This window comes from Nocardiopsis sp. KDC1DS13DA1, from assembly GCF_055632325.1.
This window is the reverse complement of record NZ_JBVMUY010000004.1, coordinates 118,604-143,751: the sequence shown is the minus strand read 5'-3', so window position 1 is coordinate 143,751 and position 25,148 is coordinate 118,604. Positions and strand designations below refer to the sequence as shown.

Annotated in this window: 27 protein-coding genes, 2 tRNA genes and 1 pseudogene; 14 read left to right on the top strand and 16 right to left on the bottom strand. The window is 74.5% G+C overall.

Annotated features, from left to right (window positions below; translation table 11 throughout):
• Positions 1-391: 391 nt before the first annotated feature.
• A complete protein-coding gene (locus ACTVAJ_RS02500; protein WP_470386368.1) occupies positions 392-931 on the bottom strand; it encodes a CGNR zinc finger domain-containing protein in 540 nt (179 codons plus the stop codon).
• Between the two features lie 176 nt (positions 932-1,107).
• Here ACTVAJ_RS02500 and ACTVAJ_RS02495 point away from each other — a divergent pair, with 176 nt between their 5' ends.
• The 6 genes from ACTVAJ_RS02495 to ACTVAJ_RS02470 all read left to right on the top strand — a co-directional run bounded on the left by ACTVAJ_RS02495 (position 1,108) and on the right by ACTVAJ_RS02470 (position 6,017).
• Positions 1,108-1,560, top strand: a complete 453-nt coding sequence (locus ACTVAJ_RS02495; protein ID WP_470386367.1) for a VOC family protein — start codon at positions 1,108-1,110, stop codon at positions 1,558-1,560.
• A gap of 70 nt (positions 1,561-1,630) precedes the next feature.
• Positions 1,631-2,533 carry a pyridoxamine 5'-phosphate oxidase family protein gene (locus ACTVAJ_RS02490; protein WP_470386366.1) on the top strand — a complete coding sequence of 301 codons (903 nt, stop codon included), beginning with the start codon at positions 1,631-1,633 and terminating at the stop codon, positions 2,531-2,533.
• 69 nt (positions 2,534-2,602) lie between these two features.
• Entirely contained in the window at positions 2,603-3,220 is a 618-nt protein-coding gene (locus tag ACTVAJ_RS02485) for a CGNR zinc finger domain-containing protein (protein ID WP_470386365.1), read from the top strand.
• Between the two features lie 84 nt (positions 3,221-3,304).
• Positions 3,305-4,090 carry an SDR family oxidoreductase gene (locus tag ACTVAJ_RS02480; RefSeq protein WP_470386364.1) on the top strand — a complete coding sequence of 262 codons (786 nt, stop codon included), beginning with the start codon at positions 3,305-3,307 and terminating at the stop codon, positions 4,088-4,090.
• A 119-nt stretch (positions 4,091-4,209) separates the two neighbouring features.
• Positions 4,210-4,824, top strand: coding sequence for a hypothetical protein (locus ACTVAJ_RS02475; RefSeq protein ID WP_470386363.1), 615 nt, complete (start codon positions 4,210-4,212; stop codon positions 4,822-4,824).
• Positions 4,821-6,017: a PrsW family glutamic-type intramembrane protease gene (locus ACTVAJ_RS02470; protein ID WP_470386362.1), complete on the top strand. Its 1,197-nt coding sequence runs from the start codon at positions 4,821-4,823 to the stop codon at positions 6,015-6,017. Before ACTVAJ_RS02475 ends, ACTVAJ_RS02470 begins: the two co-directional genes overlap by 4 nt.
• A gap of 181 nt (positions 6,018-6,198) precedes the next feature.
• On the opposite strand, the gene ACTVAJ_RS02465 is transcribed toward ACTVAJ_RS02470, so the two are convergent.
• The 5 genes from ACTVAJ_RS02465 to ACTVAJ_RS02445 form a co-directional block, all read right to left on the bottom strand.
• Positions 6,199-6,975, bottom strand: a complete 777-nt coding sequence (locus tag ACTVAJ_RS02465) for a pyrimidine reductase family protein (RefSeq protein WP_470386361.1) — start codon at positions 6,973-6,975, stop codon at positions 6,199-6,201.
• Entirely contained in the window at positions 6,954-7,688 is a 735-nt protein-coding gene (locus ACTVAJ_RS02460; protein WP_470386360.1) for a class III extradiol ring-cleavage dioxygenase family protein, read from the bottom strand. Before ACTVAJ_RS02460 ends, ACTVAJ_RS02465 begins: the two co-directional genes overlap by 22 nt.
• Positions 7,689-7,698: 10 nt before the next feature.
• Complete coding sequence (folP, locus tag ACTVAJ_RS02455; protein WP_470386359.1) at positions 7,699-8,559, bottom strand: dihydropteroate synthase; 861 nt, start codon at positions 8,557-8,559, stop codon at positions 7,699-7,701.
• 89 nt (positions 8,560-8,648) lie between these two features.
• Complete coding sequence (locus ACTVAJ_RS02450; protein WP_470386358.1) at positions 8,649-9,587, bottom strand: carbohydrate kinase family protein; 939 nt, start codon at positions 9,585-9,587, stop codon at positions 8,649-8,651.
• Positions 9,588-9,925: 338 nt separating this feature from the next.
• Positions 9,926-10,876, bottom strand: a complete 951-nt coding sequence (locus ACTVAJ_RS02445; protein WP_470386357.1) for an EamA family transporter — start codon at positions 10,874-10,876, stop codon at positions 9,926-9,928.
• 106 nt (positions 10,877-10,982) lie between these two features.
• On the opposite strand from ACTVAJ_RS02445, the gene ACTVAJ_RS02440 reads away from it, so the two are divergent.
• Both ACTVAJ_RS02440 and ACTVAJ_RS02435 read left to right on the top strand, forming a co-directional pair.
• On the top strand, positions 10,983-11,882 hold the full coding sequence (locus tag ACTVAJ_RS02440; RefSeq protein ID WP_470386356.1) for a LysR family transcriptional regulator: 900 nt from the start codon (positions 10,983-10,985) through the stop codon (positions 11,880-11,882).
• 151 nt (positions 11,883-12,033) lie between these two features.
• Positions 12,034-12,156, top strand: a pseudogene (locus ACTVAJ_RS02435) (IS481 family transposase); the annotation flags it as partial.
• 1 nt (position 12,157) lies between these two features.
• Here ACTVAJ_RS02435 and bla read toward each other — a convergent pair.
• A complete protein-coding gene (bla, locus tag ACTVAJ_RS02430; RefSeq protein ID WP_470386355.1) occupies positions 12,158-13,078 on the bottom strand; it encodes a class A beta-lactamase in 921 nt (306 codons plus the stop codon).
• Between the two features lie 209 nt (positions 13,079-13,287).
• Between bla and ACTVAJ_RS02425 the strand changes: the two genes are divergently transcribed.
• Positions 13,288-14,196, top strand: a complete 909-nt coding sequence (locus ACTVAJ_RS02425) for a LysR family transcriptional regulator (protein ID WP_470386354.1) — start codon at positions 13,288-13,290, stop codon at positions 14,194-14,196.
• Positions 14,175-15,077 (top strand): serine hydrolase, encoded by a 903-nt coding sequence (locus ACTVAJ_RS02420; RefSeq protein ID WP_470386353.1) that lies wholly within the window; start codon positions 14,175-14,177, stop codon positions 15,075-15,077. The genes ACTVAJ_RS02425 and ACTVAJ_RS02420 overlap by 22 nt, the downstream gene beginning before the upstream one ends.
• 13 nt (positions 15,078-15,090) lie before the next feature.
• On the opposite strand, the gene ACTVAJ_RS02415 is transcribed toward ACTVAJ_RS02420, so the two are convergent.
• The 3 genes from ACTVAJ_RS02415 to ACTVAJ_RS02405 all read right to left on the bottom strand — a co-directional run bounded on the left by ACTVAJ_RS02415 (position 15,091) and on the right by ACTVAJ_RS02405 (position 16,932).
• Complete coding sequence (locus ACTVAJ_RS02415) at positions 15,091-15,735, bottom strand: vitamin K epoxide reductase family protein (RefSeq protein ID WP_470386352.1); 645 nt, start codon at positions 15,733-15,735, stop codon at positions 15,091-15,093.
• Positions 15,732-16,415 carry a DsbA family protein gene (locus ACTVAJ_RS02410; RefSeq protein WP_470386351.1) on the bottom strand — a complete coding sequence of 228 codons (684 nt, stop codon included), beginning with the start codon at positions 16,413-16,415 and terminating at the stop codon, positions 15,732-15,734. The genes ACTVAJ_RS02415 and ACTVAJ_RS02410 overlap by 4 nt, the downstream gene beginning before the upstream one ends.
• A 127-nt stretch (positions 16,416-16,542) precedes the next feature.
• Positions 16,543-16,932, bottom strand: a complete 390-nt coding sequence (locus ACTVAJ_RS02405) for a hypothetical protein (protein WP_470386350.1) — start codon at positions 16,930-16,932, stop codon at positions 16,543-16,545.
• A 158-nt stretch (positions 16,933-17,090) separates the two neighbouring features.
• On the opposite strand from ACTVAJ_RS02405, the gene ACTVAJ_RS02400 reads away from it, so the two are divergent.
• A complete protein-coding gene (locus ACTVAJ_RS02400; RefSeq protein ID WP_470386349.1) occupies positions 17,091-17,471 on the top strand; it encodes a hypothetical protein in 381 nt (126 codons plus the stop codon).
• 98 nt (positions 17,472-17,569) lie between these two features.
• Here ACTVAJ_RS02400 and ACTVAJ_RS02395 read toward each other — a convergent pair.
• From ACTVAJ_RS02395 to ACTVAJ_RS02385, 3 genes are all read right to left on the bottom strand, one after another.
• Positions 17,570-17,643 (bottom strand) — tRNA-Pro (locus ACTVAJ_RS02395).
• 108 nt (positions 17,644-17,751) lie between these two features.
• Positions 17,752-18,414: a dienelactone hydrolase family protein gene (locus ACTVAJ_RS02390; RefSeq protein WP_470386348.1), complete on the bottom strand. Its 663-nt coding sequence runs from the start codon at positions 18,412-18,414 to the stop codon at positions 17,752-17,754.
• Between the two features lie 129 nt (positions 18,415-18,543).
• Positions 18,544-19,530: a coiled-coil domain-containing protein gene (locus ACTVAJ_RS02385; RefSeq protein WP_470386347.1), complete on the bottom strand. Its 987-nt coding sequence runs from the start codon at positions 19,528-19,530 to the stop codon at positions 18,544-18,546.
• A 428-nt stretch (positions 19,531-19,958) separates the two neighbouring features.
• Between ACTVAJ_RS02385 and ACTVAJ_RS02380 the strand changes: the two genes are divergently transcribed.
• Both ACTVAJ_RS02380 and ACTVAJ_RS02375 read left to right on the top strand, forming a co-directional pair.
• Positions 19,959-20,609 carry a helix-turn-helix domain-containing protein gene (locus ACTVAJ_RS02380; RefSeq protein WP_470386346.1) on the top strand — a complete coding sequence of 217 codons (651 nt, stop codon included), beginning with the start codon at positions 19,959-19,961 and terminating at the stop codon, positions 20,607-20,609.
• Positions 20,606-21,871 carry an MFS transporter gene (locus ACTVAJ_RS02375; protein ID WP_470386345.1) on the top strand — a complete coding sequence of 422 codons (1,266 nt, stop codon included), beginning with the start codon at positions 20,606-20,608 and terminating at the stop codon, positions 21,869-21,871. The genes ACTVAJ_RS02380 and ACTVAJ_RS02375 overlap by 4 nt, the downstream gene beginning before the upstream one ends.
• 107 nt (positions 21,872-21,978) lie before the next feature.
• Here the strand turns inward: ACTVAJ_RS02375 and ACTVAJ_RS02370 are convergent, their stop codons facing one another.
• A complete protein-coding gene (locus tag ACTVAJ_RS02370) occupies positions 21,979-22,617 on the bottom strand; it encodes a TetR/AcrR family transcriptional regulator (protein WP_470386344.1) in 639 nt (212 codons plus the stop codon).
• A 74-nt stretch (positions 22,618-22,691) separates the two neighbouring features.
• On the opposite strand from ACTVAJ_RS02370, the gene ACTVAJ_RS02365 reads away from it, so the two are divergent.
• Positions 22,692-24,227 carry an MFS transporter gene (locus tag ACTVAJ_RS02365; protein WP_470386343.1) on the top strand — a complete coding sequence of 512 codons (1,536 nt, stop codon included), beginning with the start codon at positions 22,692-22,694 and terminating at the stop codon, positions 24,225-24,227.
• A gap of 208 nt (positions 24,228-24,435) precedes the next feature.
• Here ACTVAJ_RS02365 and ACTVAJ_RS02360 read toward each other — a convergent pair.
• Positions 24,436-24,509: transfer RNA gene (locus ACTVAJ_RS02360), tRNA-Pro, on the bottom strand.
• A 123-nt stretch (positions 24,510-24,632) separates the two neighbouring features.
• Positions 24,633-25,130, bottom strand: coding sequence for a 2-thiouracil desulfurase family protein (locus ACTVAJ_RS02355; RefSeq protein ID WP_470386342.1), 498 nt, complete (start codon positions 25,128-25,130; stop codon positions 24,633-24,635).
• Positions 25,131-25,148: the final 18 nt, after the last annotated feature.

Below are 25,148 nucleotides of genomic sequence, written 5' to 3'. Positions count from 1 at the left end.
GAACGGGTCACACCCGTGCCGGCCCCGACCGGCCTCCCCGGCCGGTGCCGCCGACGGGGCGAGGACGTCGGCGGCCCGAGTCCGCCGACGTCAGGGAGTCCTCTCGTGGTCCACGCCGCCGTTCCCGCCCGCTACGACGCGATGCCGCGGCGCCGGTACGGCCGCCCGGACCCCGGCACCCCGCCGGAGGAGACCATGGGGGCGCTGGACACCGCCGTGCGCCGAACCCGCCGAGATCGAGCCGCACGCCCGGACGGACTGATCCGGGGCTCGGGCCCGCGCCCGGTGCGACGCTTCGCCGGACCTCTGGAACGGTGCACCGGACGGGAGGAGCCCGGGTAACCGGGGGACTCCTGGCCCGGTGAGCCGGGCGGTGGACCCGGGGAACCGGCTACCGGCGGCGCGCGTGGTGCCGCGCGGCCTTGGCCCGGTTGCCGCACCCCGCCATGGAGCACCAGCGCCGGGTGCCGTTCCTGGACGTGTCGTAGAAACGCAGGACGCAGGCGGGGTTGGCGCACCCGCGAATGCGGTCCGGGGCGTCGAGCAGGTCGAGGTAGCCCGCGGCCGCGGTCCAGGCGGGCCCCCACCCCGGATCGTCGAACTCGACGGTGACCGCGGGGGCCCCGTCGCGCAGCAGTCTGCGCACGCAGCCGTGGCCGAGGACCTCGTTGAGCCGGGCGGCCGCCACGCCGTCCTCGGGCGCGTCCACGAGCGCGGCCAGGGCGTCGCGGGCGAGCAGCACCCGTTCCAGCGTCCGGCCGTCGGCGTCGAACCGCGTGTCCAGACCGGCCTCACCCAGCCACTGGCGCAGACCGTCGATCCCGTCGAGCAGGTCGCGCGTGTCCGTTCCCTCGACCCACCGGGTGTTGAGCAGATCGATGGCGACCGGCTCACCGACCAGCGGTCGCCGCCTCGTGACCGTCGAAGCCATGGCTCCTCGCCTCGTACGTCGTTCCAGGCCCGCGTCCGCGCGGAGCCGCCTGGATCGTACCAAGGACCCCACCTAACCACTCATGTTCGTTTTACTGGTTGCACCACACGAACTAACCCCCTAATATCCACTTTGGCGGTTAGTGAAAACCGGCGAACCCCTGAGAGAGGTGTGCTGTGGCACTGAACAACGTGAAGACCGGGCACGTGGGTCTCAACGTCACCGACATCGAGCGGTCCGTGGCCTTCTACACGCTGGCCCTGGAGTTCGAGGTGATGGGCCGGGGCACGGAGGAGGGGCGCGAGTTCGCCTTCCTCGGCCGGGACGGCGCACTCGTCCTGACCCTGTGGCGGCAGGCGTCGGCACCGTTCCGGAAGGACGTGTCCGGCCTGCACCACCTGTCCTTCCAGGTGGAGACGGTGGAGGAGGTACGCGCGGTGGAGGCGCGGCTGCGGGCCGCGGGCACCGGGTTCGCCTACGACGGCGTGGTCCCGCACGGTGAGGGCGCCTCCTCCGGGGGCGTGTTCTTCCACGACCCGGACGGCGTCCGGCTGGAGGTCTACGCGCCCACGGGCGCCGAGGGGATCAAGGCTCCCGTCGCCTCCGCCCCCACCTGCGGTTTCTTCTGACCCGAACCCCCGCACCGCGGTGCCCCGTCCCCGGGGCACCGCTCCCCCGCCACCAAGGAAGGACGACGGCATGGGCACCTACCATCCCGGAGAGCGGGCGGTACAGGCCCGCAGCGGCCTGACGGACCCGGCCGACCACGCGGGGCGGTCCGTCCGCGACACCATCCCCGACGTCGCCGCACGGTTCCTCGCCGCGCGACGCGTGTTCGTCCTGGGCGCGGCCGACCAGGACGGCCGGGTGTGGTCCTCACTGCTCACCGGGGACCCCGGGTTCCTCCGGGCGCGTGACGAACGCACCGTCGAGGTCGCGGCCCCGCTCCGCGACGGCGACCCCCTGGCCGGGGTCCTGCGCGACGGCCCCGTCCAGGTCGGCGCGATCGCCCTCGACCCGGTGGCCCGGCGCCGTATGCGCGTCAACGGCACCGCGCGTGCCCTCACGCCCGAGGGGCTGCGCATCACGGTCGACCAGGTGTACGCCAACTGCCCCAAGTACATCCAAAGACGGGAGCTGGTGCCCTCCGTCCCGGCGGGTGCCGCGCCGACCAGGGGGCGGCGGCTGACCGGGGCGCAGCAGGAGGTCCTGCGCCGGGCGGACACGTTCTTCGTCGCGACCGCCGGTGAGTCGGGCGCGGCCGACGCCAGCCACCGGGGCGGCAACCCCGGTTTCCTGACCGTGCACTCCCCCGAGCTGCTCAGCTGGCCGGACTACGTCGGCAACGCCATGTTCATGACCCTGGGCAACCTCTGGGTCAACCCCCGGGCCGGACTCCTGGTCCCCGACTGGGAGACCGGTGACCTGCTCCAGCTCACGGGAACGGCACGGGTGCGCTGGGAGGACGGTACCCCCGGCGCCCGGCGCTCGGTCGAGTTCGCGGTGCGGGAGGTGGTCGCCGCCCCCGGCGCCGGGCTGCTCTCCCCCGGTACGCCCGAGTACTCCCGGGCCAACCCGCCGGTCGCATCGGCCGCGGTCTGACCGCGGAACCGGTCGGCGGGGCGGGTACGGCCGGAGAGCGACCGCCCCGGTCTCGGATACGGTCGGGGCATGACTGTCTCGGACCGTGTGGCCGATGTCCCCCTGCGCGGAGTGCACCCGGCGGTCGACCTGGTCAACACCGTCTTCGTCCGGGGCGGTCGGCGCGGCCGGCGGGTCGACGCGCTCGCGGACCCGGAGCAGCTGGGCGCCTGGATCGACGAGCACCGCGAGGTGCTGGGGCTCGCCGCGTCCCGCACGGACCTGTCCGGAGCCGGGGGCGAACGGGCGCTCGCCTCGTTCGTCGGGCTGCGTGAGGCCCTGCGCCGGGTGTTCACCGCCGCCGCCTCGGGCGCCCCGGCCGCGCCCGAGGACGTCGCCGCCGTGAACCGGGCCGTGCGCGCCAACGCCGACTGGACCGAACTCCCGCCGGACGGGTACGGGACGGCCGTGCGCCGCACCGACGCCGCCGACCCGGCGCGGGTCGCCCTCGGCCGGGTCGCCAGGGCCGCCGTCGACCTGCTCACCGGCCCCGACCTCGGCCTGCTGCGCTCCTGCCGGGCCCCGGGCTGCGTCCTGTTCTACCTGCGCACCCATCCGCGCCGCGCGTGGTGCTCGACGGCGTGCGGGAACCGCGTGCGGGTGGCCCGCCACAGCGAGCGGCGCGGGGAGTCCGCCGGTCCGGGCTGAGCCGCCGCCCGGGCCCCGGTACGTGCGCGGTGCGGCGGCGGCTGCCAGGATGCGGGGAGCACGAGCAGGGATCGGGAGGATCACATGGACTTGGGGATCGCGGGCAGGGTCGCACTGGTCACCGCCGCCAGTTCCGGACTCGGCCGCGCCATGGCCGTCGCCCTGGCGGCGGAGGGGGTCGACGTGGCCGTGACGGGCCGCGACCGGGAGCGGCTGGACGCCACCGTCGCGGCCTGCGCAGCACTGGGCGTCCGCGCCACGGGGACGGTCTGGGACCTGTCCGACCACGGCCGGGCAGGTGAGGTCGCCGCGCACACGGCCGAGGAGCTGGGGCCGGTCGACATCCTGGTCAACAACACCGGCGGACCGCCGCCCACCCCGGCCCTCGGGCAGGCCCCCGGGCTGTGGCAGGAGCAGTACGCGGCGATGGTCCTGCCGGTCATCGCGCTCACCGACGCCGTCGTGGACGGCATGCGCGAACGCCGGTGGGGGCGGATCATCACGAGTACCTCGTCGGGAGCGGTCGCGCCGATCCCCAACCTCGGGATCTCCAACACCCTGCGCTCCTCGCTGCACGCCTGGTCCAAGACCGTGGCCCGCGAACTGGCGCCGTTCGGCGTGACGGCCAACGTCATCGTGCCCGGGAAGGTGGCCACGGCGCGCACCGACGCCCTGGACCGGGCGAGGGCCGAGCGCGAGGGCCGCCCCCTGGCCGAGGTCGAGGCCGACGCGCGCGCCGCCATCCCGGCGGGGCGGTACGGCGACCCGGAGGAGTACGGCGCGGTGGCCGCCTTCCTGGCCAGTGACCGGGCCGCCTACGTCACCGGGTCGACGGTCCGCGTCGACGGGGGGCTGATCCCGACGCTCTGACCTCCCCTGGTCAGGTGAAATCTCAGCAAACGTGCGCCAAGTTGCGCTTTCGTCCCCTTCATCCGCACATCTGAGTGTTTCTCTGGAACCGGCACTGGGCCACGGACACGGAGGGCGCGATGGCGGACACGGACGTGCGGGACCCCGGACCGAGACCACCGCGCCCGGGCCCGGGCGCCTGGGTGCCCCTGGCCGCGGCCACCGCGGTGACCGCGCTGCTGGTGACGGTCTGGCCGCTGCTGAACGCCGTCCTGCCCGACACCGAACCGGTGCCCTCCGGTCAGGTGCTGCGGGTCGGGTCCGAGGGCGGCTACGACGCGGCGCTGACCCTCGACCGCGGCGGGTGGGAGCTGCACCCCGGCACCAGTGCGGCCGACCGGTCCTACCTGTTCAGCCGTGGCCCGGTGGAACTCAGCGTGCGTTCCGTCGTCCCCGTGGAGGAGACACCTCCCGGCGCCGCGGAGCTGTGGCGGGGGTTGGGGAGGACCGTGCGCATCGAGGACCCGGACGCACGGCTGGGCGATCCGCGCCCCGTCGCCGCCGACGAGGGCGCACCCGGGTTGACCGGGCCCCTGAGCGGCGACGAGGACGGGGTCGCGGCCCTCTACCCCTCGCCCGACGGGAAGTTCGCGGTCCAGCTGGTCCTGTCCGGGCGGGAGGCCACCCCGGCGGACCTCGCGGCGGTCGAGGACGTCGTCCGGTCGGTCTCCTTCTCCGGGGGAGGCACGGCGTGAACGACGCACCCCGCGAACCCCGCGACACGGTCCCCGCCCCGAACGGAGCGGCGGAGGAGACCCGGATCCCCGCCCCGAGAACGAACGGCGCCCGGGAGCCCGGGCCGCCGAGCACCGAACACACGGCCCGGCACGGCGCGCCCGCGCACGCGCGACCCGGCTCACGCCCTCCCGGCACCCGGATCCCCGCCCTGGTCGGCGCCGTGGTGGTCGCCGCGGCCTGCCTGGCCGGGCTGGTCCTGCAGGTGTTCCAGTTCACCGGGTACGTCCGCGTCTTCCCCTGGGCGGCGGTCCTCGCCCTGGGGTTCGCGGTGGCGACGTTCGCGTTCGGGTTCTGGATCCTGCGCAGGATCCGCCCGGTGCGCGCGCCCGACCCGTTCCCCAGCGCGGTCGCCGCGGTGTGGGGGCTGACGGCCGCGACGGGCGCGGGCATCATCGCCAACGGCGGGCTCAGCTCGATCTGGTCGAAGCTCCTGGGACTGGAGGTCATGGGCGTCTGGGACGCGGCGCTGACCGCGCCCCTCAACGAGGAACTCCTCAAACTCGCGGGGGTCGTCCTGGTCGCGGTGGTCTTTCCCCGGGCGGTGCGCGGCCCGGTCGACGGTTTCGTGACGGGCGCGCTCGTCGGACTCGGGTTCGAGGTGACCGAGAACCTCATCTACGCGTTCCAGGCCGTGACCCAGACCGGGGCCACGGACCCGGCCACGGCGGTGGCGACGACCACCGTCGTGCGGGTCGGCCTCACCAGCCTGGGTTCGCACTGGGCGATGTCGGCCGTGGCCGGCACCGCCGTGGGGCTGCTCGCCGCCGACGACTGGCGGCCGGAGCGGCGGCACGCGCTCCTGGCGGCCCTGCTCGTCCTGCTCGCGGTGGCCCAGCACTGGCTGCTCGACTCGCCGCTGTTCGGTGAGGGGATCGTCGCCGTCCTGCTGAAGGTCACCGTGGTCTTCGCGTGCACGATGGCCGTCTACGTCCCGGTGCGGCACTCCTACCGGCGCCGGGTTCGGCGCGCGCTCGCCGCCGAGGGGGAGGCCGTGGGCATGCGGCGGTCGGCGGCCGTGGCCCTGGCCACCCGGCACGGTCGGCTCCGGGCGGTCCAGGACGTCGCTCTGCCCGAGCAGCCGGCGGTGCTGGACCGGCAGGAGCGGATGCTCGCGGCGGCCGAGGACCGGGCCGCCCGCCGCCAAGCATGAGACGAGTGCCACCCGGCGAAACGGTCACCCCAGGGGGTCGCGTTCGGGCGTCGGCAGGGTGGCGCACGACGCGTCGAGCCGCGGGCGGGGAACGAGCGGCAGGCGGGGACGGGGACGGGGCATCCCTGTCCTGAGGGCACCCGCACACGGGCCGAAGCGCAGGCCCGCGACGAACACGGCCTCAGGGACGCATCCAGCGGTGCAGCAGGGTACCGTCCTGTTCGACCACCAGCCGGGGGACCAGCGCCCGGTCCACCCCGGCCCCCGCCGTGACGCGCTGCTGCACCCCCGCGGCCAGGAGGGGCACCACGGTCAGGCACAGCTCGTCGAGCACGTCCGCGGCCGCCACGTCGCGCAGCAGTCGGGGTCCGCCCTCACACAGGATCCGTGACAGACCGCGGGCGTGCAGGGCGTCGACGGCGGCGGGCAGGTCCACGCACTCCTCCCCGACCACGAGCACCCGGTCGGGGCCGATCACGCGGCGTGCCCGGTCCAGCGCCTCCGTGCCCGCGCCGGCGCAGGTGACGAGCAGGACGTCGCCGTGGTCGGGGGCGTGGGCGGCCAGCAGCGGCGGCACCTGGGCCGCACCGCTGACCACCGCCGTCACCGGGCACGTCGGCCGCCCCTCGGCGGCGGCCCGGTCCCGGAAACGCGCGGACCGGGCAGGGGTGCGCCGGTACCCCTCGCTCCGGGCCGTCCCCGCGCCCACCAGGACCACGTCGGCCAGGTCCCGCAGGAGCGTGTAGACCACCAGGTCGGCGTCGGTGTTGATGGAGCCGGTGCGCCCGTCGTTGCCCGCGGCGGCGCCGTCCAGGGTGGCGACCATGTTCGCGCGCACCCAGGGGCGCGCGGTCACGTCCGGATAGGCGTAGAGCCGTTCCAGGTCCTTCGGCCCCAGCCGGTCACCGGGCGCGGCCGCGCCGGGCACGACGTCGTTCAGGAGGAGGCGCACGACCACACCGCCACGAAGTAGGTGACGCCGAAGGGGGCGTCGGCGTACAGGAGTTCCGCCCCGACGCTGGTGCCGCCCAGCGCCACGGCCGAGGCCATCACCTGGAGCGCCGCCCGCCCGGCGACCATCTGGTCGGCCGCCTGTCCCGGGTCCAGGGCCGTCAGCGCCCCGGTGTCCCCGTAGGCCAGGGCCCGGCGGACCACCTCGTCGACGTCGACGGGCACGGCGTCCAGGTGTCCGGGCTCGCGTACCCCCCAGCGGGCGCCGCCGTCCCCCATGACCAGCAGCCCGACCCGCTCGGCGCGGCCGGCCACGGCGCGCGCGAGCCGCGCGACCTCCTCGGCGGAGGCGTCCCAGGCGACGGTGACCGTCTCGACGGGGGTGTCGGGCGCGACGGAGTCGAGCAGGCGCCGGGCCACGCCCAGGCTCAGGGGCAGCAGTTCCGCGGTGGCGGGACCGGCGCCCTCCCCCGGACCCACGTCGTCGGGGCCGAACCGCGGGGCGTCCGCGTAGATCCGCGTCGGCACGCGGCCCGACACGCCCCGGCGGGAGGTGTCGGCGCCGCCCACGACGACGATCCGGTCCAGACCGGACGTGGCCAGCAGGACGGACACCGCAGACTCGCAGACACCGCGCAGGTCGGCGGCGACGTCCTGGGCGCCGGTGAGTTCACGCAGCAGCAGCGGCGGGTGCGGGCACACCGCGGTCGCGACGATCACGCGCTCCTCCTCACGCCAGCCCCCGAACCGTCCGGGCGGGGGGTGCCACACCACGGATGGCGGAGACCATGTCCAGGACCTGCCGGGTCGGGGTGACCTCGTGGACGCGGTAGACCTGGGCGCCCTGCCAGGCGCACACCGCGGTCGCGGCGAGCGTTCCCGTCAGCCGCTCACCCACCGGAAGGTCGAGGGTCTCGCCGACGAAGTCCTTGTTGGAGAGCGCGACCAGCACCGGCCAGCCGGTGTCGGTCATCTCGTCGAGCCTGCGGGTGAGCTCCAACGAGTGCCAGGTGTTCTTGTTGAAGTCATGCGCGGGGTCGATCAGGACCGAGTGCGGGTGCACACCCAGGGAAACCGCACGCTCGGCGAGCGCCACGGTCCCGTCGATCGCGGCGCGCACGACATCGTCGTAGGAGGGCCGCAGGGGGCCGGTCCGGGGGGTCAGGCCGCCGGTGTGGGTGCACACCAGTCCCACGCCGAACTCGGCGGCGACCTCGGCCAGTTCGGGATCGTGGCCGCCCCAGGCGTCGTTGAGCAGGTCGGCGCCGGCCTCGCAGACCGCGCGGCCCACCGACGCGCGCCAGGTGTCGACGCTGATCACCAGGTCCGGGAACTCGGCCCGGACGGCGGCGACGAAGTCCACCGTGCGGCGCCTCTCCTCCTCGGCGCCGACCTCCTCGCCGGGTCCGGCCTTGACACCCCCGATGTCGACGATGTCGGCGCCCTCGGCCACCACCGCGCGCACCCGTTCGAAGGCGGGGGCGTCGTCCCAGGTGGCGCCGTTGTCGTAGAAGGAGTCCCGGGTCCGGTTCACGATCGCCATGATCAGTGTCGTGTCCGGCCCGTACTCCCGACCGCGCAGTCTCAGCACGTGCCGTCCGCCCCTCCCGGATCACACACGCCCCGGCGGACGCGGCGCTTTCGCATCTCGTGGTTCAACGCCCCTCCCAGCGGCCCACCCTAGGGCACGGTGGGACCCGCGGCGGCACCGGCCAGACGCCGGAGGGTGGGCCGGTCGACGAACTCCGTGTGCGTGCCGTGACCGCCGCAGGCGAACGCGCCCGCGACCGACCCCGCGAGCACGCACTCCGCCACGTCGCCGCCCGCCAGCCGCGTGTACAGGAAGGCGGACACGAAGGAGTCGCCGGCGCCGTTGGTGTCGACCACCGGGCGTTCGGGACGGACGGCCGGGAAGTGGCGGGGCCCGGACTCCCCGCGCGCCAGGACGCGGCAGCCCTCCTCCCCCTCGGTGGCCACGACCAGCTGGGCCCGACCCTCGTCGAGGATGCGGCGCATCACCCGCTCCTCGTGTCCCCGGATCGCGGCGGCGCTGAGGAAGACCAGGTCGGAGCGCAGGGCGTAGTCGAGATGGTGGGACTCCGCGCCGTCCCAGTCGTGGAGGTCGGTGGAGGTGCCCACCCCCAGCCGCTCCAGATCGTCGTACATGTCGCGGTTGTGGTTCATGATCGACATGTGCACGTGGCGGGCGCGTTCGACGAAGGGGAGGTAGAACTCGCGGGGCATCCGCAGTTCCTGCGGGTGGCGTCCGTCGAAGAAGGAGAACCTCCGCCCCCGCTCGTCCACCAGGTTGACCCCGCGCGGTGTGCCGTGCGGCGAGACGACGTGGCTGAAGTCGAGCCCCCGCTCGGCGTAGGACTCCAGCACCATCCGGCCCTGGAGGTCGTCGCCGAGGAAGTCGATGAACTTCGTGGCCATGCCCAGCGCGTGGCAGCCCAGCGCCACCCCGTTGCCGGTGTGCGCCACGTAGTCGTGCACGGGTGGCACGAACACCGCGTCGCCCCCGGGCAGGGCCAGCTCCCGCACCCGGACGATCGTGTCCACCCCCGCCCCGCCGACCACCAGGACGTCGTAGTCGTGGTCCCGTCCGTTGTCGGCCATCACGTCTCCTTCGGCTGGGGGCCGCCGCCACCGCGGGGCCCGGATCCGGCGGGCCCGGATCCGTGGGAACCCTCCCACACTCCTCCTCCGGGGACCAGGCAGGTCCGGGGGCGGACGGGCCGTGACCGCGGGCCGCCCGCCCGGGTGGTCGGGGCGTCGTTCGTACACTGGCACGAGGAGCCCTCGCCGACGCGACGCTTCGGCGGGGAGCACGGGACCCGCCGAAGGCGCTACCCGCGTGGACCCCGCGGGCGCGCCACCGGCGGCCGGGGGAGGTGCGCGGCCGATGGGCAGGAGGAGGACGCCCTGGGAGCGCGGCGCCGCGGGCCGCCCGGGACCTAACTCCGGGGGCCGGCCGCGCCGTCGGGAGCACAGGCGGGTCTGGGGTCACGCACGGGCCCGGCGGCGCCGACGGAGGCTGGTGCGGACCTCGGCCCGCGGCCGCTGAGCGACGTCAGGGCGACCCCGCCCACGAGCAGGACGGCGGCGACCAGGCTCAGCGGGGTGGTCTCCTCGCCCAGCAGCAGCGCCGCCGAGGCCATGCCGAACACCGGCACCAGGAGCGAGAACGGCGCCACCGCCGAGGCGTCGTAGCGGCGGAGCAGGAATCCCCAGGCGCCGAAGCCGAAGAGCGTGGCCCCCCACGCCACGAACAGGATCGCGCCCACCCCCGCCGCGTCCAGTTCCCGGAGCGCCGTGAGCCCGGCCTCGGGCCCCTCCAGAACCAGGGAGAGCGCGAACAGCGGCAGCGGCGGCACGAGGCTGACCCAGACCATCCAGCTCAGGGCGTCGGGCGGCGCGGCCCGACGGGTGATGACGTTGGCCAGCCCCCAGCACGCGGCGGCCGCCACGATCATGAGGAACGCGGTCATCGGCCCGGAGGCGCCCTGGTCGTAGGCGGCGACCCCGATCCCGCCCAGCGCCACCGCCATCCCCGCGTACCGCTGGGGCCCCAGGCGTTCGCGCAGGAAGAGCACGGCCAGAAGCGCGGTGAAGACCGCCTGGACCTGGAGGACCAGCGAGGTGAGCCCGGCGGGCATGCCCAGGTTCATCCCGGTGAAGACGAGGCCGAACTTGGCCACGCCGAGCACCAGCCCCACCAGCACGATCCACCCGAGCGCGACCCCGGGTCGGCGCACCAGGAACACCGCCGGGACCGCCGCCACGAGGAAGCGCAGGGCGGAGAACAGGAGCGGCGGGACGTGGTCGAGACCGACCTCGATGACGACGAAGTTGATACCCCACACCGCGGCGACGAGCACGGCGAGGGCGATGTGAACCGGACGCATGGATCCGATGATGCCGACGGTGTGGATTCAGCACCAGCGAAGAGTTCTGTACGGTCGGATTCAGCGTTGCTACATTGTCCGGGTGCACCCGCCGGAAGGAGCGCCCGTGCTCGACCTCGCCAGACTCCGCGCCCTGCACGCCGTACACGTCCACGGGTCCGTCGGCGCCGCCGCCGAGGCGCTCGGCTACACGCCGTCGGCGGTCTCCCAACAGGTGGCCAAGCTCGAACGCGAGACCAACGCCACCCTCCTGGAACGGCGGGGGCGCGGGGTCGTACTCACCGACTCCGCCGTCCTGCTCGTGGACACGGCCGCCCGGGTGCTGTCCCTGGTGGAGGAGGCCGAGGTCGCCCTGGAGGAGCGGCGCGGCAGGCCCAGCGGCCGACTGACCGTCGCCGCGTTCTCCACCGCCGCCCGCGGCCTGCTGCCCGGGGTCATGGCCGAACTGTGCGCCGCCCACCCCGCGCTCGACCCGCGGCTGGTGGAGGAGGACCCGCACGCCACGCCGCGCATGGTCGCGCAGGGGGTCGTCGACCTGGCCGTGGTGCACGACTGGGACATCGCGCCGATGTCCGTCCCTGAGGGGGTCGCGCGCGCGAGGATCGGGCGCGACGTGTGCGACGTCCTGCTGCCGCCGGACCACCCGCTCTCCGGCCGCCCGGTCCTGCGCCGCGAGGACGTGGCCTCCGCCCGCTGGATCTGCCAGCCTCCGGGAACGGTGTGCCACGACTGGCTGATGCGCACACTGCGCGCGGTGGGGGCCGAACCGGACGTCGCCCACCTGGTCGGCGAGTACCAGACCCAGGTGGCGCTGGTCGCGGCCGGTCTGGGTGTGGCGATGGTCCCGCGTCTGGGCCGGGGAGCCGTCCCCGGCTCCGTCGTGGTGCGGCCGATGGAGCCCGCCCCGGTCCGCGGCGTGTCCGTCCTCTGGCGCGAGGGGACCTCCCGCCGCCCCGCCGTCGCCGAGGCGGTCCGCGTCCTGCGGGAGCACGCGCGGGCGCTGTGAGCCGGGCGGGGCGGACACCCGCCCCGCCCTGCGCGCCCTAGCTGTACTGACCACGGAGGTTGGTAACACCCACCCCGCTTGACACAAGCGAAGAGGGCTTCCGGTATCGGTGTGGATTGCGACGTCTACACCGAACACCAGGAAGCCCTCGATGCCCCACACTACCCACGCCAACGCCCGCCTGACCCCCGCCGGACGCCTGGCCCTGGCCCAGTGCGTCGTCGAGGACGACTGGCCGCTACGGCGGGCCGCCGAACGCTTCCAGGTCAGTACACCTAGCCCATGGCCTCGGCCACGATCGCCGCCGCGTCGGCGACGAGCGCGTCGTCGTGTTCGGCGTCCTCGGTGTCGCGGCCGCTCATCACGGCCAGGACGATCGGGTCGCCCTCCGGCGGCCACAGGACCGCGATGTCGTTGCGGCCGCCGTAACCGGCGGCGCCGGTCTTGTCCCCCACCGTCCAGTCGTCCGGGACGCCGGCCCGGATCAGGGTGTCGCCCGTGACGTTGCGCCGCAGCATGTCGACCAGGATCTCCCGGCGGTCCTCCGGCAGGACGTCGCCGAGCGCGTACGCGCGCAGGGTGGCGGCCATGGCGCGCGGCGTACTGGTGTCGCGGATGTCGCCGGGCACCGCCTCGTTCAGGCCGGGCTCGATCCGGTCGACGTGCGTGACGTCGTCACCGACCGCCAGGAGCTCCTCCTGGAGCCCGCCCGGCCCGCCCAGCTCGGCGAAGAGCAGGTTGGCGGCGGTGTTGTCGCTGTACCGGACGGCGGCGTCGCAGACCTCCAGGAGGGTCATCCCGGTGTCGAGGTTCTCCTGCGTGATCGGGGCGTACTCCTGGAGGTCCTCCTCCGTGTAGGTGATGACCCGCTCCAGGTCCTCGTCCGAGCTCCGCCGCAGCACGGCGGCGGCCGAGAACGCCTTGTGGGTGGAGGCGTAGGCGAACCGGTCGTCGGCGTTGTGGGCGAGGGTCCCCCCGGTACCGGTGTCGACCGCGAAGACGCCGAGCCGGGCGTCGTAGCGCTCCTCCAGCGCGGCGAACCGCTCCGCGTACTCCTGCGGGGACACGGACGCGGCGGAGGGTGCGGCGGTGGTCCCGGAACCGGCCTCGCCGGTCGTCGCGCAGCCGACCAGCGGGACGAGGGCCAGCGCGGCGGTCGCCGCGGTCCTGGCCAGACGTGAGAGGTGATGCGACATGGCGTGTACGCCTTCCTTCCCCTGGGGTGGGGTGTGCAGGTGGACCGGGCCCCGCCGCCGGGCGGCGGCACTGCCGAACGGGCGTGCGTGCCGCGCGCACACGCACGTCCCCGCCGGAGGGCCCGTGCCCGGAAGTCTCCCCCGGGCCGGGCCATGCTGTCCAAGACACGGGCGACGGTTTCCATGCGCTTTTGGCATACTGTGCGGCCATGGACCTCGTCGGCGCCTGCCGCGCGTTCGTCAGCGTGAGCGACCGCGGCAGTTTCACCCTGGGCGCGGCGGCGGCGCGCATCCCCCAGCCCGTCGCCAGCCGCCGCGTCGCCGCCCTGGAACGGCACCTGGGGGCACGGCTGTTCGACCGCTCCGCCCGCGGTGCCGCCCTGACCCAGTTCGGCCGGGACATGCTGCCCTCGGCCCGGCGCCTGGTCGAACTGGCCGAGGCCATGGAGCACGACGCGGAACGCGCGCGGCTGGCACCGGTCCGGCTGGCCGTCCCGGACCTGTGCCCCACGCGTGCCCTCGCCCGGCTGGACGCGGCCGCGCGGCGCCGGGGTCTGCACCTGGACTTCCACCCGGCGCCGCCGGAGCGAAGGGCCGAACTGCTGCGCACCCAGCAGGTGCGGGCGGCGGTCGTCGAGGTGCCCGAGGACGAGGCGCGGTGGTCGGTCCCGTTGGGGGTGGCCGGGGCCGAGGAGCCGAGCGTGCGGACGGTCCACCTGGAAACGCTGCGGGCGGGCCGGACGGAGCGGTCGGCGCCCCGGAGGGTGTGGCTCCAACCGGAGGACGACGTGCCGCACGTGCGCGACCGGGTCCTGCGGGTGCGCGACACCGTCGGTCTGCGTCCGGCGCAGGTCACGGTCGCCTCCGCGCTGACCACCGCGGTGGCGGAGGTGTTCGGGTCGCGCGACCTCCTCCTGTGCTCACGCGCCCAGGCGGCCGAACTGGGCCTGCACTGGCGGCCGCTCGGGGAGCCGCGACTCGTGCGCGGCTACGAGGTCAGGGCGGTGACCGGGGACGAGGCGGAGCGTATCCGCGCAGACCTGGGCGAGGACGTCGCGCGCTGTCTGGGCGCGCGGGTGAGGGAGGGGGACGGGCGATGGGCGACACTGCACTGCTGAGGGAGCTGCGCCACGAACTGGACGAGGGCGGTCTGCGGGGATCGTTCCTGGTGCGGGAGCTGGCCTCCGGGAGGGAGCTGGGGATCGAGCCCGACCTGGAGTACCCCACGTCCTCCGTGGTCAAGGTCCCCCTGGCGATCGCCGTACTGGAGCTGGTCCGGCGGGGCCGGCTCGACGGCGCCGAACCGGTGGAGGTCCGCCCCGGGGACGGGGGCGTCCCGGGACCGTTCGGGCTCAGCCGCTTCCGGCACCCGGCGCGGATCGCCGTCGAGGACCTCGTCTACCTCAGCCTCTGCCTGAGCGACAACCAGGCGGCCAACCTGCTGTTCGGGAAGGTCCCCCCGGAGGAGGTCGCCCGCGTGCTCCGGGAGTTCGGGATCGGCGGCGTCACCGTCCGGCACGCGATCCGCGAACTCCGGGAGACGCCCGAGGACCACCTGGCCCCGGGGGACGCCCACCTCGCCCACGCGCTGGCGATCCGCGCGGGCACCGCCGGGCGCGGCCACCCGGTCCCCCAGCTCGACGTCACCCGGACCAACACCGCGTCGGCGCGGGCGTGCGTCGACCTGCTGGCGGCGCTGTGGACCCCGTCGAGGGTCCCGCCCGAGGTGGCCGCGCGCGTGCGTGAGCTGATGGGCGCCAACATGCTGCGGCACCGGTTGGCACCCGACTTCACCTCCGACTCCACGCGGTGGTCCTCCAAGACCGGGACGCTGCTCCACCTGCGCCACGAGATCGGCGTGGTGGAGCACGGGGACGGCCAGGCGTTCGCCGTGGCCGCCCTCACCGAGTCCCGTGTGTCGGCGGTCGTGCAGCCGGAGGCCGACGCGCTCATGGCACGGGTGGCGCGGGCGCTGCGCGACCACCTGCGCGGCGGGTAGCGGCCGGCCGGACCTACAGCACGGTGGACCAGTAGGTCCGGAACGCCTGGCCGACCGCGCCCACGATCACCAGCGCCCACACCGTGAGCACCACCGTGTGGTTGCGCGCCAGGACCTCCGCGGCGGGCCGGAGCCCGCCGGGTACCGGAAGGTGGCCGGAACGCGCGTTGTGCAGGGTGACGTACCAGAACAGCGGGACGGTCACCGCCCACACCACCACGCAGTAGGGGCACAGGGCTCCGATGCGGTACAGGCTCTGGAAGATCAGCCAGTGCACGAAGGCGGCCCCGAACACCACCCCCGCCTGGAGTCCGAGCCAGAACCAGCGGCGGAGCCCGGCTCCCGCCAGGAGGGCGGCGCCGACGGTGGTGACCACGGCGAAGCAGGCGACGCCGACGACCGGGTTCGGGACACCGAACGCCTCCGCCTGCGGGGTGGCCATGACGGTGCCGCAGGAGAGCACCGGGTCGATGCTGCACGCGGGGACGTGGCCGGGGTCGGCCAGCACCCGCAGCTTCTCCAGGAGCAGGGCGGCCGACGCGGCGAGTCCGACGGCTCCGCCCAGTGTGAGCAGCCACGGCAGGGCCCGGCTGATGACGGTGACCCCGGCGCCGGGCGGCAGGTGAGCGGCCCGGCGGGCGGCGGAGGGGGCGCTCATCCCTCCAGCTCCGCGTCGATCATCGCCGCGAGGGTGTCGTAACCGGGCATGCTCGGCGTCGGACGTCCGTTGACGAAGATGGTCGGGGTGCCCTGGACGCCGAGCGCGACGCCGTCCTCGAAGTCGGAGCGCACCCGCTCCAGGGTCTCGGGGGACTCCATGGTCCGGCGGAACTCCGCCACGTCCAGGCCCAGGTCCTCGGCGAAGCCGACGAACACCTCACTCCGGTCCTCGCGGGACTCGCCCCACTCCGCCTGGGTCTGGTACATCCGGGCGTACATCTCCTCCAGGGCGCCCTGCCGGGCGGCGGCCTCCACCGCGGCGGCGGCGGGTTCGGAGTTGGTGTGCCCGGGCATCGGGAAGTAGCGGATCACCGTGTTGATCCTGCCGTCGTAGTCCTGCCGGATCCGCTCCATGACGGGGAACTGGGCACGGCACGCCTCGCACTCGAAGTCGAGGAACTCCACGACCGTGACCGGGGCCCGCGCCACCCGGTCCAGGTGGCGGCTGTCCTCGCGGACCAGCAGTTCGGCCGGTGCCGTGGGCGCGGGGGCGGTGGGGTCGCCCTGCGCCCCCTGCGCGGGGGCGGCGGGGCCGTCGTCGTCGAGGACGGCCAGGAGACCGATCCCGAGGGCGGCGACCAGGATCAGGCCGAGGGTGATGACGAGGTTCTTGCTCATGGGGAAGGTCCTGGGGTCGGGGGCGTGCGCGGGCACGCCCGGAACACGGTCACGTCGGGGCCGCGCCCGTGTTCCGGGCACGGCGGGACACCTCCCGGTGGGGAGGCCGGTGGGTGTTCGCCGTGTTCTAGACCCGCTGGACGCAGAGCAGCGTCAGGAGCCCGTGGCCGTGCGGGGGCGACGGGCGGTGGCGGGTGGCGCGGCGCGCCGGTCCGGGCCGTGGGGCCAGCAGCAGCGTGAGGGTGAGGACAGTGCCGAGCGCGAGGAGGAACAGGGGCGCGGCGGTGGCCATCCCGTGGGCCTGGGTGGCCTCGCACGAGTGCGGGACGGCCGGGGAGGGGTCGCCGGGCCGGGACTCGGCGCTCTCCTGGACCAGGTCCGGACAGTCCGCCGCCACGGGTGGCGGCGGCTCGGGGACGGCAGTGTGGCACAGGGCGCACAGGAAGCACATGACCACCAACGCGACCAGCGGCACCGCGAGGGTGCGCTGTCGCCGAGTGTGGGTGCGCCCGTCCATGCCTGAGACTGTAGACGTGCCGCCGAGGGGCTCCGCACCGGGTCGGTGGCCGGCGGCGTCCTCCGGGGGCACGCCCTCGACCGCCCCGGCCGAGGGGTCGGCTCCGCGGCCCCGGACCGGGCGCGTGGTCACGGCGGCGGGGTCCGTATCATCTCGCCATGGTGAACCCGCAACCCCGCCGACGACTCATCCGCGCGCTTGTGGACGCGGACTCCTGCGCGAACGCCGAGGAGCTCACCCGCGTGCTGGTGCGTGAGCTGCTGGCACTGGGATCCGAAACCCCCGACAACCTCGCCTGCGCCGCACACGTCGAGTACGGTTCGCGCTTCACTCCACCCGGCCCCGACCGCCGTCCGGTGTCGGGGCTGAGAATCCGGGGCACCGACGTGCCGCTGGGCGACGTCGCGTGGGAGATCGAGTCCACCCCGCTGCCGCGCGAGCGGTTCCCCGGCCTAACAGTCGAACAGTGGGAGGCCGCCACCCGCATGATCACCCTGCTCGTGCTCGCGCTGGAAAGCGAGGGGGAACCGACCGCCTGAGCGCGTCGGCCCGGCCCCCGCAGTGGTCGGCACACGCGGGAGGAGCGGTCACGGGACATGCGAAAGGGGCGCTCACCTCAGTGAACGCCCCTCATCCGTCGGGACGGCGGGATTTGAACCCACGACCCCTTGACCCCCAGTCAAGTGCGCTGCCAAACTGCGCTACGTCCCGTACCGCTGGCCCGGCCCCGTCTCCGGTGCCGCCAACAGGTGAAACCCTATCGCACTCCCGGGGGCGCTCGGACCGCCCGGCCGCGGGGGACGACGCGTGGCGCGGGCCTCAGGCCGCTCCCCTCCCGGCCCGCAGGGTCCGGGCGAACCAGTCGGCGGCCGCGTCGGCCACCCGGTCGAGGGCCCCGGGCTCCTCGAACAGGTGCGTGGCGCCGGGAACGACGTGGACCTCGTGCGGCCCGCCGAGCCGCCGGGCGGCCTCCTCGTTGAGCGCCAGCACCTGATGGTCCGCTCCCCCGACGATGAGCAGGACCGGTGCGCGCACACGGGCGAGCGCCGCGCCCGCGAGGTCGGGGCGGCCTCCCCGGGACACCACCGATCCGACCAGGTCGGACTGGTCCGCGGCGCTGCGCAGCGCGGCGGCCGCCCCCGTACTCGCCCCGAACAGACCCACCGGCAACGGCCGGGTGTCCGCACGGCCGCCGAGCCAGGACACCGCGCCGGACAGCCGTCCCGTCAGCAGGTCGATGTCGAAGCGCTGCTCGGCGGTGACGCGGTCGATCCGCTCCTCGTCCTCGGTCAGCAGGTCGAACAGCAGGGTGGCGAACCCGGCCTCCTGGAGGACGGACGCCACCATCCGGTTCCGGGGGCTGTGCCGCGAACTCCCGCTGCCGTGGGCGAAGACGACCACGCCGACGGGGTCGGCGGGGACGACCAGGCTCCCGTTGAGTGACACACCGGCCGTCTGCACGGCCACCTCGTGCTCGGCCATGGCGGGTTCCCCCCTCCGCGGGGCCGCGCGTGTGGTGCGGCGCGGGCGTGGGCGCGTCCGCGCGAACGGCCCTCGTAGACAGCGCTACCCCGCTCCCGCCGGACCGACACCCGGCCGCGCCGGGCGGTGTCAGTACGACGAGATGTGCACGTGGTCGTAGTGGTTCTCCGTGACGCTGCCGCGGTCGTTCATCCCGACCCACTGGCGGTTCTGCGAGTGCCAGATCCGCTGTTCCCAGATGACGTACTTCACGCCGAGGCGGTCGACGTTGTCGATCGCGTACTGGGCGATCGCGTTGCCCGTGCTGCGGTTCCCGCCGGAGGGGTAGGTGCCGATGCCGGCGACCATGAAGTCGCAGGCCTGCCCCGACCCGTGGTCGTCGTTGCTGTTGCGGGCGCACCCCACCTCGTAGGGGACGCCGACGTTGAGGATGACCTCGTCGCGGATGGCCGCCATGCGCGGGGTCGCACCGTCGAAGCCCCAGCCGCGCACGCTGGCGGGGATGCTGCCGGTGGCGGGCGTCGCCGGTTCCTCGGGGACCTGGGCGGCCTCGTACTCCTGGATGAGGGCCTCGACCTCGTCGCGCTGCTCCTCCAGGCCCTCGATCAGCTCCTGGGCCTCGGCGAGCTCCTCCTCGGCCTCCTTGGCCGTCTCCTCCCGGTCCTCCCTGAGTTCGACCAGGTCGGAGATCTGCTCGGACTGGCTGCGGCCGACCTGCTCGACCATGGCCGCGTCGGTGTAGAACTCCTCGGGCTCGCTGCTGAAGACGATGTCCAGGGCGGGGTCGAACCCGTTGCTCATGTACTGGCTGGCGGCGATCTGGGCCACTCCGGAGCGGGACCGGTCGAGCTGCTCCTCGATCTCCTCCAGGTCCTGCTGCGCCTGTTCGGCACGCTCCTCGATCTCGTTGAACTGGAGGAGTTCGCCGTCGTAGGTCTCCTCCAGGTCGTCGGCCCGGGCGTTGAGTTCGTCGATGTCCAGGTCCTCGGGGTCCGCGTGGGCGGCCTGGGGGACGGTGACGACGGCGGCCGCGCACACGGCGGCGACGCCGAGGCGGACGCGGGCTCCACTGCGGCCCGAGGGCGTCGGGGAGGGCGATCCGGGTTTGCGAGTCATGTCAGCTCCATGGGTGGTACCGCTGGCGAGCCCGTGCGCCGGTGAGGAGGTCGGGGGCCCGGAACCGTCGCCTTCCGCACACGGAGGCTCGCGGAATGGTGCCTGTGGGGCGAGGGGTACTTGGCAGACGATACGAGAAATTTACCCCATATGCCTAATGGCAGGAATATCTGTGCAGGTCACCGGGCACGAGCCGCGTCCTGGAGGGTGGATCGCGGCGCCCGGCGTTCCCGCAGCATACGGAGACGGACCACGCGGAGCGACCCGGCCACCGAACCCGGCCACCGGGTCCGCCCTGCGGAGGGAGGCGGACCTCACCCGGGGCCGCTGCCGACGGAGGCCCTCGTCCCGCCCGGGCGCCACCGACACCCAAGACTTCTTGGCCAACACCCCTTGGCCAAGAAGTCTTGGGCATCTACCCTCACGCCATGACCACCCCCCACGAGGTCCCCGACCCCTTCGAGAACGCCGCCGTCCCCGACGCCCGCTCCCTGCGCGGACTCGCCCACCCGCTGCGCCTGCGCATCCTCGCCCTGCTCCAGACGCACGGCCCCGCCACCGGCAAGACCGTCTCCGAGCACTTCGGCATCGCCTCCGCCTCGGCCAGCTACCACCTGCGCCAGCTGCACACCCACGGCTTCGTCGAGGAGGCGCCCGAGCTCGGCACGTCCAGGGAGCGCTGGTGGCGCGCCCCGCACACCGGTTTCCGCCTGCCCGAACACCTGGACTCCGAGGCCCCCGAACTGAGTACGGCCGTCCGGCTCGCCCTCGCCGCCCGCTGGTCCGAGCAGCTCGGCTCCGCCGTCGACGTGTGGTCCTCCCAGCCCGGGGGCTGGCGCGAGGCGCAGGTCATGGGCGAGCGCCGTACCCAGCTCACCGTCGACGAACTCGCCGCGATGCGCGAGGAGATCCGCGCGGTCCTCGACCGGTACGCGCGTGCACCCGGAGAGCGCGCCGACGCCGAGGCGCCCGGCAGCCGGGTGGTACGCGTCCAGTTCGCCGCCTTCCCCAGCCCCGACCCCGACGACGCCCGCCCCGCCGCACGGGACGAACCCGACGGCGGACGGCAACAACCGTGAGCCGCCGTGCCCTCGTCGGACTGGTCACCGCCGAGGCACTCGCCTACACCGGCACCCGGCTCGCCCTCGTCGCCGTCCCCTGGTTCGTTCTGGAGAGCACCGACAGCCCCGCCCGCATGGGGTTGGTCACCCTCGTCGAGATGGGTTCCTACACCCTGGCCAGGCTGCTGGGCGGCCCGCTCCTGGACCGTGTCGGCCAGCGCGCGGTCAGCGTCCGCCTCGACCTGGTGGCCGCCGCCGCGCTCGCGAGCGTTCCCGCACTGCACGCCGCCGACCTGCTGTCGCTTCCCCTCCTGCTCGCCCTCGTGTCCGTGGTCGGCCTGGCCACCGGCCCCTCCGAAACGGCCAAGGTCTCGCTCTCACCGTCCGTGGCGACCGCCACCGGCATCCGCCTGGAGCGCGTCACCGCCCTGACCGGAACCGTGGACCGCCTCTCCCAGACCGTCGGCCCCGTGGCCGCCGGGGCCCTCGTCGCCCTGGTGGGTGCCCTCCCCGCCCTGGCCCTCAACGCCGCGCTCATGGTGCTGGCGTCAGCGACCCTGGCGGCCCTGGTTCCGCGCGCCCGCCCGGACGCGGACACGGCACCGGAGGAGGGAGCCGGTTACCTGGCCCGGCTGTACGCCGGGTGGCGGACGGTGTGGGGCGACCTGCCGCTGCGCGCGCTCGTCACGATGATCATGGTCACCAACCTGGTCGACACGGCCGTCATGACGGTCGCACTGCCCCTGTGGGTCCACGGGCACGGACTCGGCCCCGAGGCGGTGGGGCTGACCGCGGGCGTGCTCGGCGGCGGGGCGGCGCTCGGCTCGTTCACGGCGGTCTGGGTGGGCCACCGGCTCCCGCGCCGTTGGACGTTCTTCGCCGCGTTCGTCCTCTCCGGCCCGCCGCGGGTCCTCGTCCTGGCACTGGACGTACCCCTGTGGGCGGTTCTGCTCGTGTGGGGCGTGGGAGGGGTCGGCGGCGGACTGATCAACCCGATCCTGTCCGCGGTGGTCTTCGAGCGGCTGCCCGGACCCATGGTCGGGCGCGGAACGGCGACGGTGGGAGCCCTGGCGCGCCTGGCCGCGCCGTTGGGCGCACCCCTGGTCGGCGTGGGGATCGGCCTGGTGGGGATCTCCCCCGTCCTGGGTGTGTGCGCCGCCCTCTACACGGCCGCGGTCACGGTACCGGCGTTCGGCCGCGCCGCCGCCGGGCTCGCACGGGCCGCTCCCGGTCCCGACTCCCCCGCCCCCGCCGAACCACCGCCCCCGCACGATCGGTGAACGCGCACACGAACCGGGGCGGCCTCCACCGGCCTTCGCCGGCGGCGACCGGCTGATCGTCGCGCGCCCCGGACCGACGGCGCGAACACGCGGTCCGGGGAACGGCCCTAGCCGCCGTTCGCGGTCGCGGAGTGCCCGGCCGCCTCGGCCTCCAGCGCGGCGAAGTCGCGGGCCAGGCCGCGGAGCAGGACCGTCACCGCCCGTGCCGTCTCGCGCCCGTCCACGGGGGCGTGCCCGAAGAGCAGACGGTAGTGGACCAGTGAGGCCAGGGTGTCGACGGCCAGGGTGAGGTCGACGTCGTCACGCAGGTCGCCGCGCTCGCGCGCCCGTTCCAGGGTGTCGCGCACGGCGGACCGCGGCGGGGTGAAGAGCGTGTCCATGAACCGGCGGTGCAGCTCCTCGTCCCCTGAGCAGTCGGCGAGCAGCGGGCTGAGGAACTCCGGCCCCATGCACCGGAAGGTACGCGCGAAGAGGGCCAGCGCCTCGTCCAGGTCGCACAGCGTGCACCCGGTGCTCGGCGGTTCGACCCCGCCCATGCGCCGTTCCAGTTCGGCGAGGACGAGCAGCTGACGGTTGGGCCAGCGGCGGTAGACGGCCGCCTTGCTCACCTGCGCCCTGCGCGCCACCTTCTCGATCGCCAGGCTCCGGTAGCCGTCCTCCTCCAGGAGGGCGGAGACCGCGTCCAGCACCGCCGTGTCGATGTGCGCGTCGCGGGGCCGTCCACCCGCGACGGAGCGCTGACCCATTGACGCCCCCGTTCTTTCCGACTCATGATCCGATCCGGCTCGTATCGGATCTGAACGGGAAACGGAGAACAAGCATGGTCACCGGGATACCGGCACGCGCGGGCCGACGGCAGTGGCTGGGGCTGGGTCTGCTCGCGCTGCCGCTGTTCGTACTGGCCGTCGACGCGAGCGTCCTGTTCCTGGCCGCGCCGCGCATCGCCGCCGACCTCGGACCGACACCGACCCAGTGGCTCTGGGCGATGGACGTCTACGGCTTCGTGATCGCCGGACTGCTCGTCACCGTGGGCTCGGTCGGCGACCGTGTCGGGCGCAGACGCCTGCTCCTGATCGGCTCGGCCGCCTTCGCCGCGGCCTCGCTGTGGGCGGCGCTGGCGAGCGGTCCGCTGTCACTCATCGCGGCCCGTGCCGCCCTCGGCGCGGCCGGGGCCACCCTGATGCCGTCCACCCTCGCGCTCATCCGCACGATGTTCCGGGACGAACGCCAGCGCACGACCGCGGTGGCGGTGTGGATGACCACGTTCTCCGTCGGTGTGACGCTGGGACCGCTCGTCGGCGGCGCCCTGCTGGAGGCGTTCTGGTGGAGTTCGGTGTTCGTCGTGGCCGTACCCGTCATGGCGGCGGTGGTCCTGCTCGGCCCCCTCCTGCTGCCGGAGAGCCGCGACCCGTCCCCGTCCCGGATCGACGCGGTGAGCGTGGCACTGTCGATCGCGGCCGTGCTCAGCCTGGTGTACGGCCTCAAGGAACTGGTCGACTCGGGCCCGGACGCCGCAGGCCTGGCGGTTCTCGTCCTCGGCGCCGTCCTGGGCACCGCCCTCGTCCGTCGGCAGCGCACCCTGGCGACACCGCTGATCGACCCCGCGCTCTTCGGGTCCCGGGCCTTCCGCACCGCGCTGTCCCTGCTCGTCGTCGGGATCTTCACCGTGACGTCGGTGAACTTCCTCATCCCGCAGTTCCTCCAGTCCGCCGTCGGACTGTCCCCGTTGCGGGCCGGACTGCTGACGGCGCCCATCGCCCTGTCCGCGATCGCCGGATCGCTCACCGCGCCCGCCCTGGCCGCCCGCTGGGGCGGGCCGACGGTGATCACCGCGGGCGCGGCGCTCTCCCTGACCGGGTACCTCGTCCTGGCCCGGGTCGACGTGACGGATCCGCTGTGGATCCTGGTGACGGGCGGCGCGCTCGCCGTACTCGGCCTCAGCCCGACGACGGTACTGACCACCGACCTGGTGGTGGCGTCGGCACCCGAGGAACGCGCCGGATCGGCGGCGGCCCTGTCGGAGACCGGCGGGGAGCTGGGCGTGGCACTGGGCATCGCGGTCCTGGGCAGCCTGACGACCGCGGTCTACCGGCTACGCGTGGGGGACCTGCTGCCGGAAGACCTGTCCGCCGACACCGCGGCCTCGGCGCGGGAGGGGATCGACTCCGCCCGTCAGGCGGTCGGTGCGCTCCCGGCGGAGGTCGCCGAGCAGGTGACCGCGGCGGCCGGCTCCGCCTTCGGTTCGGCCTTCTCCACCGTGGGGTACGTGTGCGCCGCCATCACCGTCGGACTGGCCGTGATCGCCCTGGTCGGCCTGCGGCCCAAGCGCGCGGACCGCGCGGCTGCGCGCCCCTGAACCGCCGGGGCTGCCGGACGCGCACCCAGGGGCATCCGCCCCCGGTTGGTGGGACGAGGTGGTCGGTGTCGGAGGTGACGGGACCGCGGAGCGCCCGGCCCGGACGGCGTGGGGGCGCGGTTTCCGGATCCGCGCGCGGCGCGCCCGCGCACATGCCCGCCCCGGACACGCGAAAGGGGCGCTCACCCTGGTGAACACCCCTCATCCGTCGGGACGGCGGGATTTGAACCCACGACCCCTTGACCCCCAGTCAAGTGCGCTACCAAACTGCGCCACGTCCCGTACCGTCGGCCAAGCCCCGTCTCCGGCGCCGCCAACGGGTGAAACCCTACCGTACATTCCGGCGGCCCCGCACCACGGCAGGGACACCGCCCCCGGCGGGCCGACCGGCCCGGTACGGCCGGGTCAGACCCCGTCGAGCGCGTCCAGGAACGCGCGCGCCCGCGCGAGCTCGTCCTCGCCGAACACCTCCACGCCGTGGTCGCGCAGGAGTCTCGCGGTGACGCCCTCCCCCGGAACGCGCCGTCCGGTGAAGGTCCCGTCGTAGACGACCCTGCCCCCGCACGAGGGGCTGGCCTCCTTGAGCACGGCCACGGCGACGTCGCGCGCGCGGGCGGTGGCCAGGGTCGAACGCGCGCCGGCGACGAAGGCCCCGGTCACGTCCTCCCCGTCGGGGGTGAGGATACGCGCCCCGCCCTCCAGGACGTCGACTGCGGTCGCCCCGGGCTCGATCTCGGCCGGCGGACGCGGGACCGGCAGCCCTCCCGCGACCTCCGGGCAGTACGGGACCAGCCGCCCCTCCGCCCGCCACCGGGAGAGCACCTCGTCCTCGACCGTCTTGGCGCCGCCGTCGTACCGCACCCTGCGTCCCACCAGGCACGAACTGATCATCACCCTGCGCATGACTCCCTCTCCTCGCCC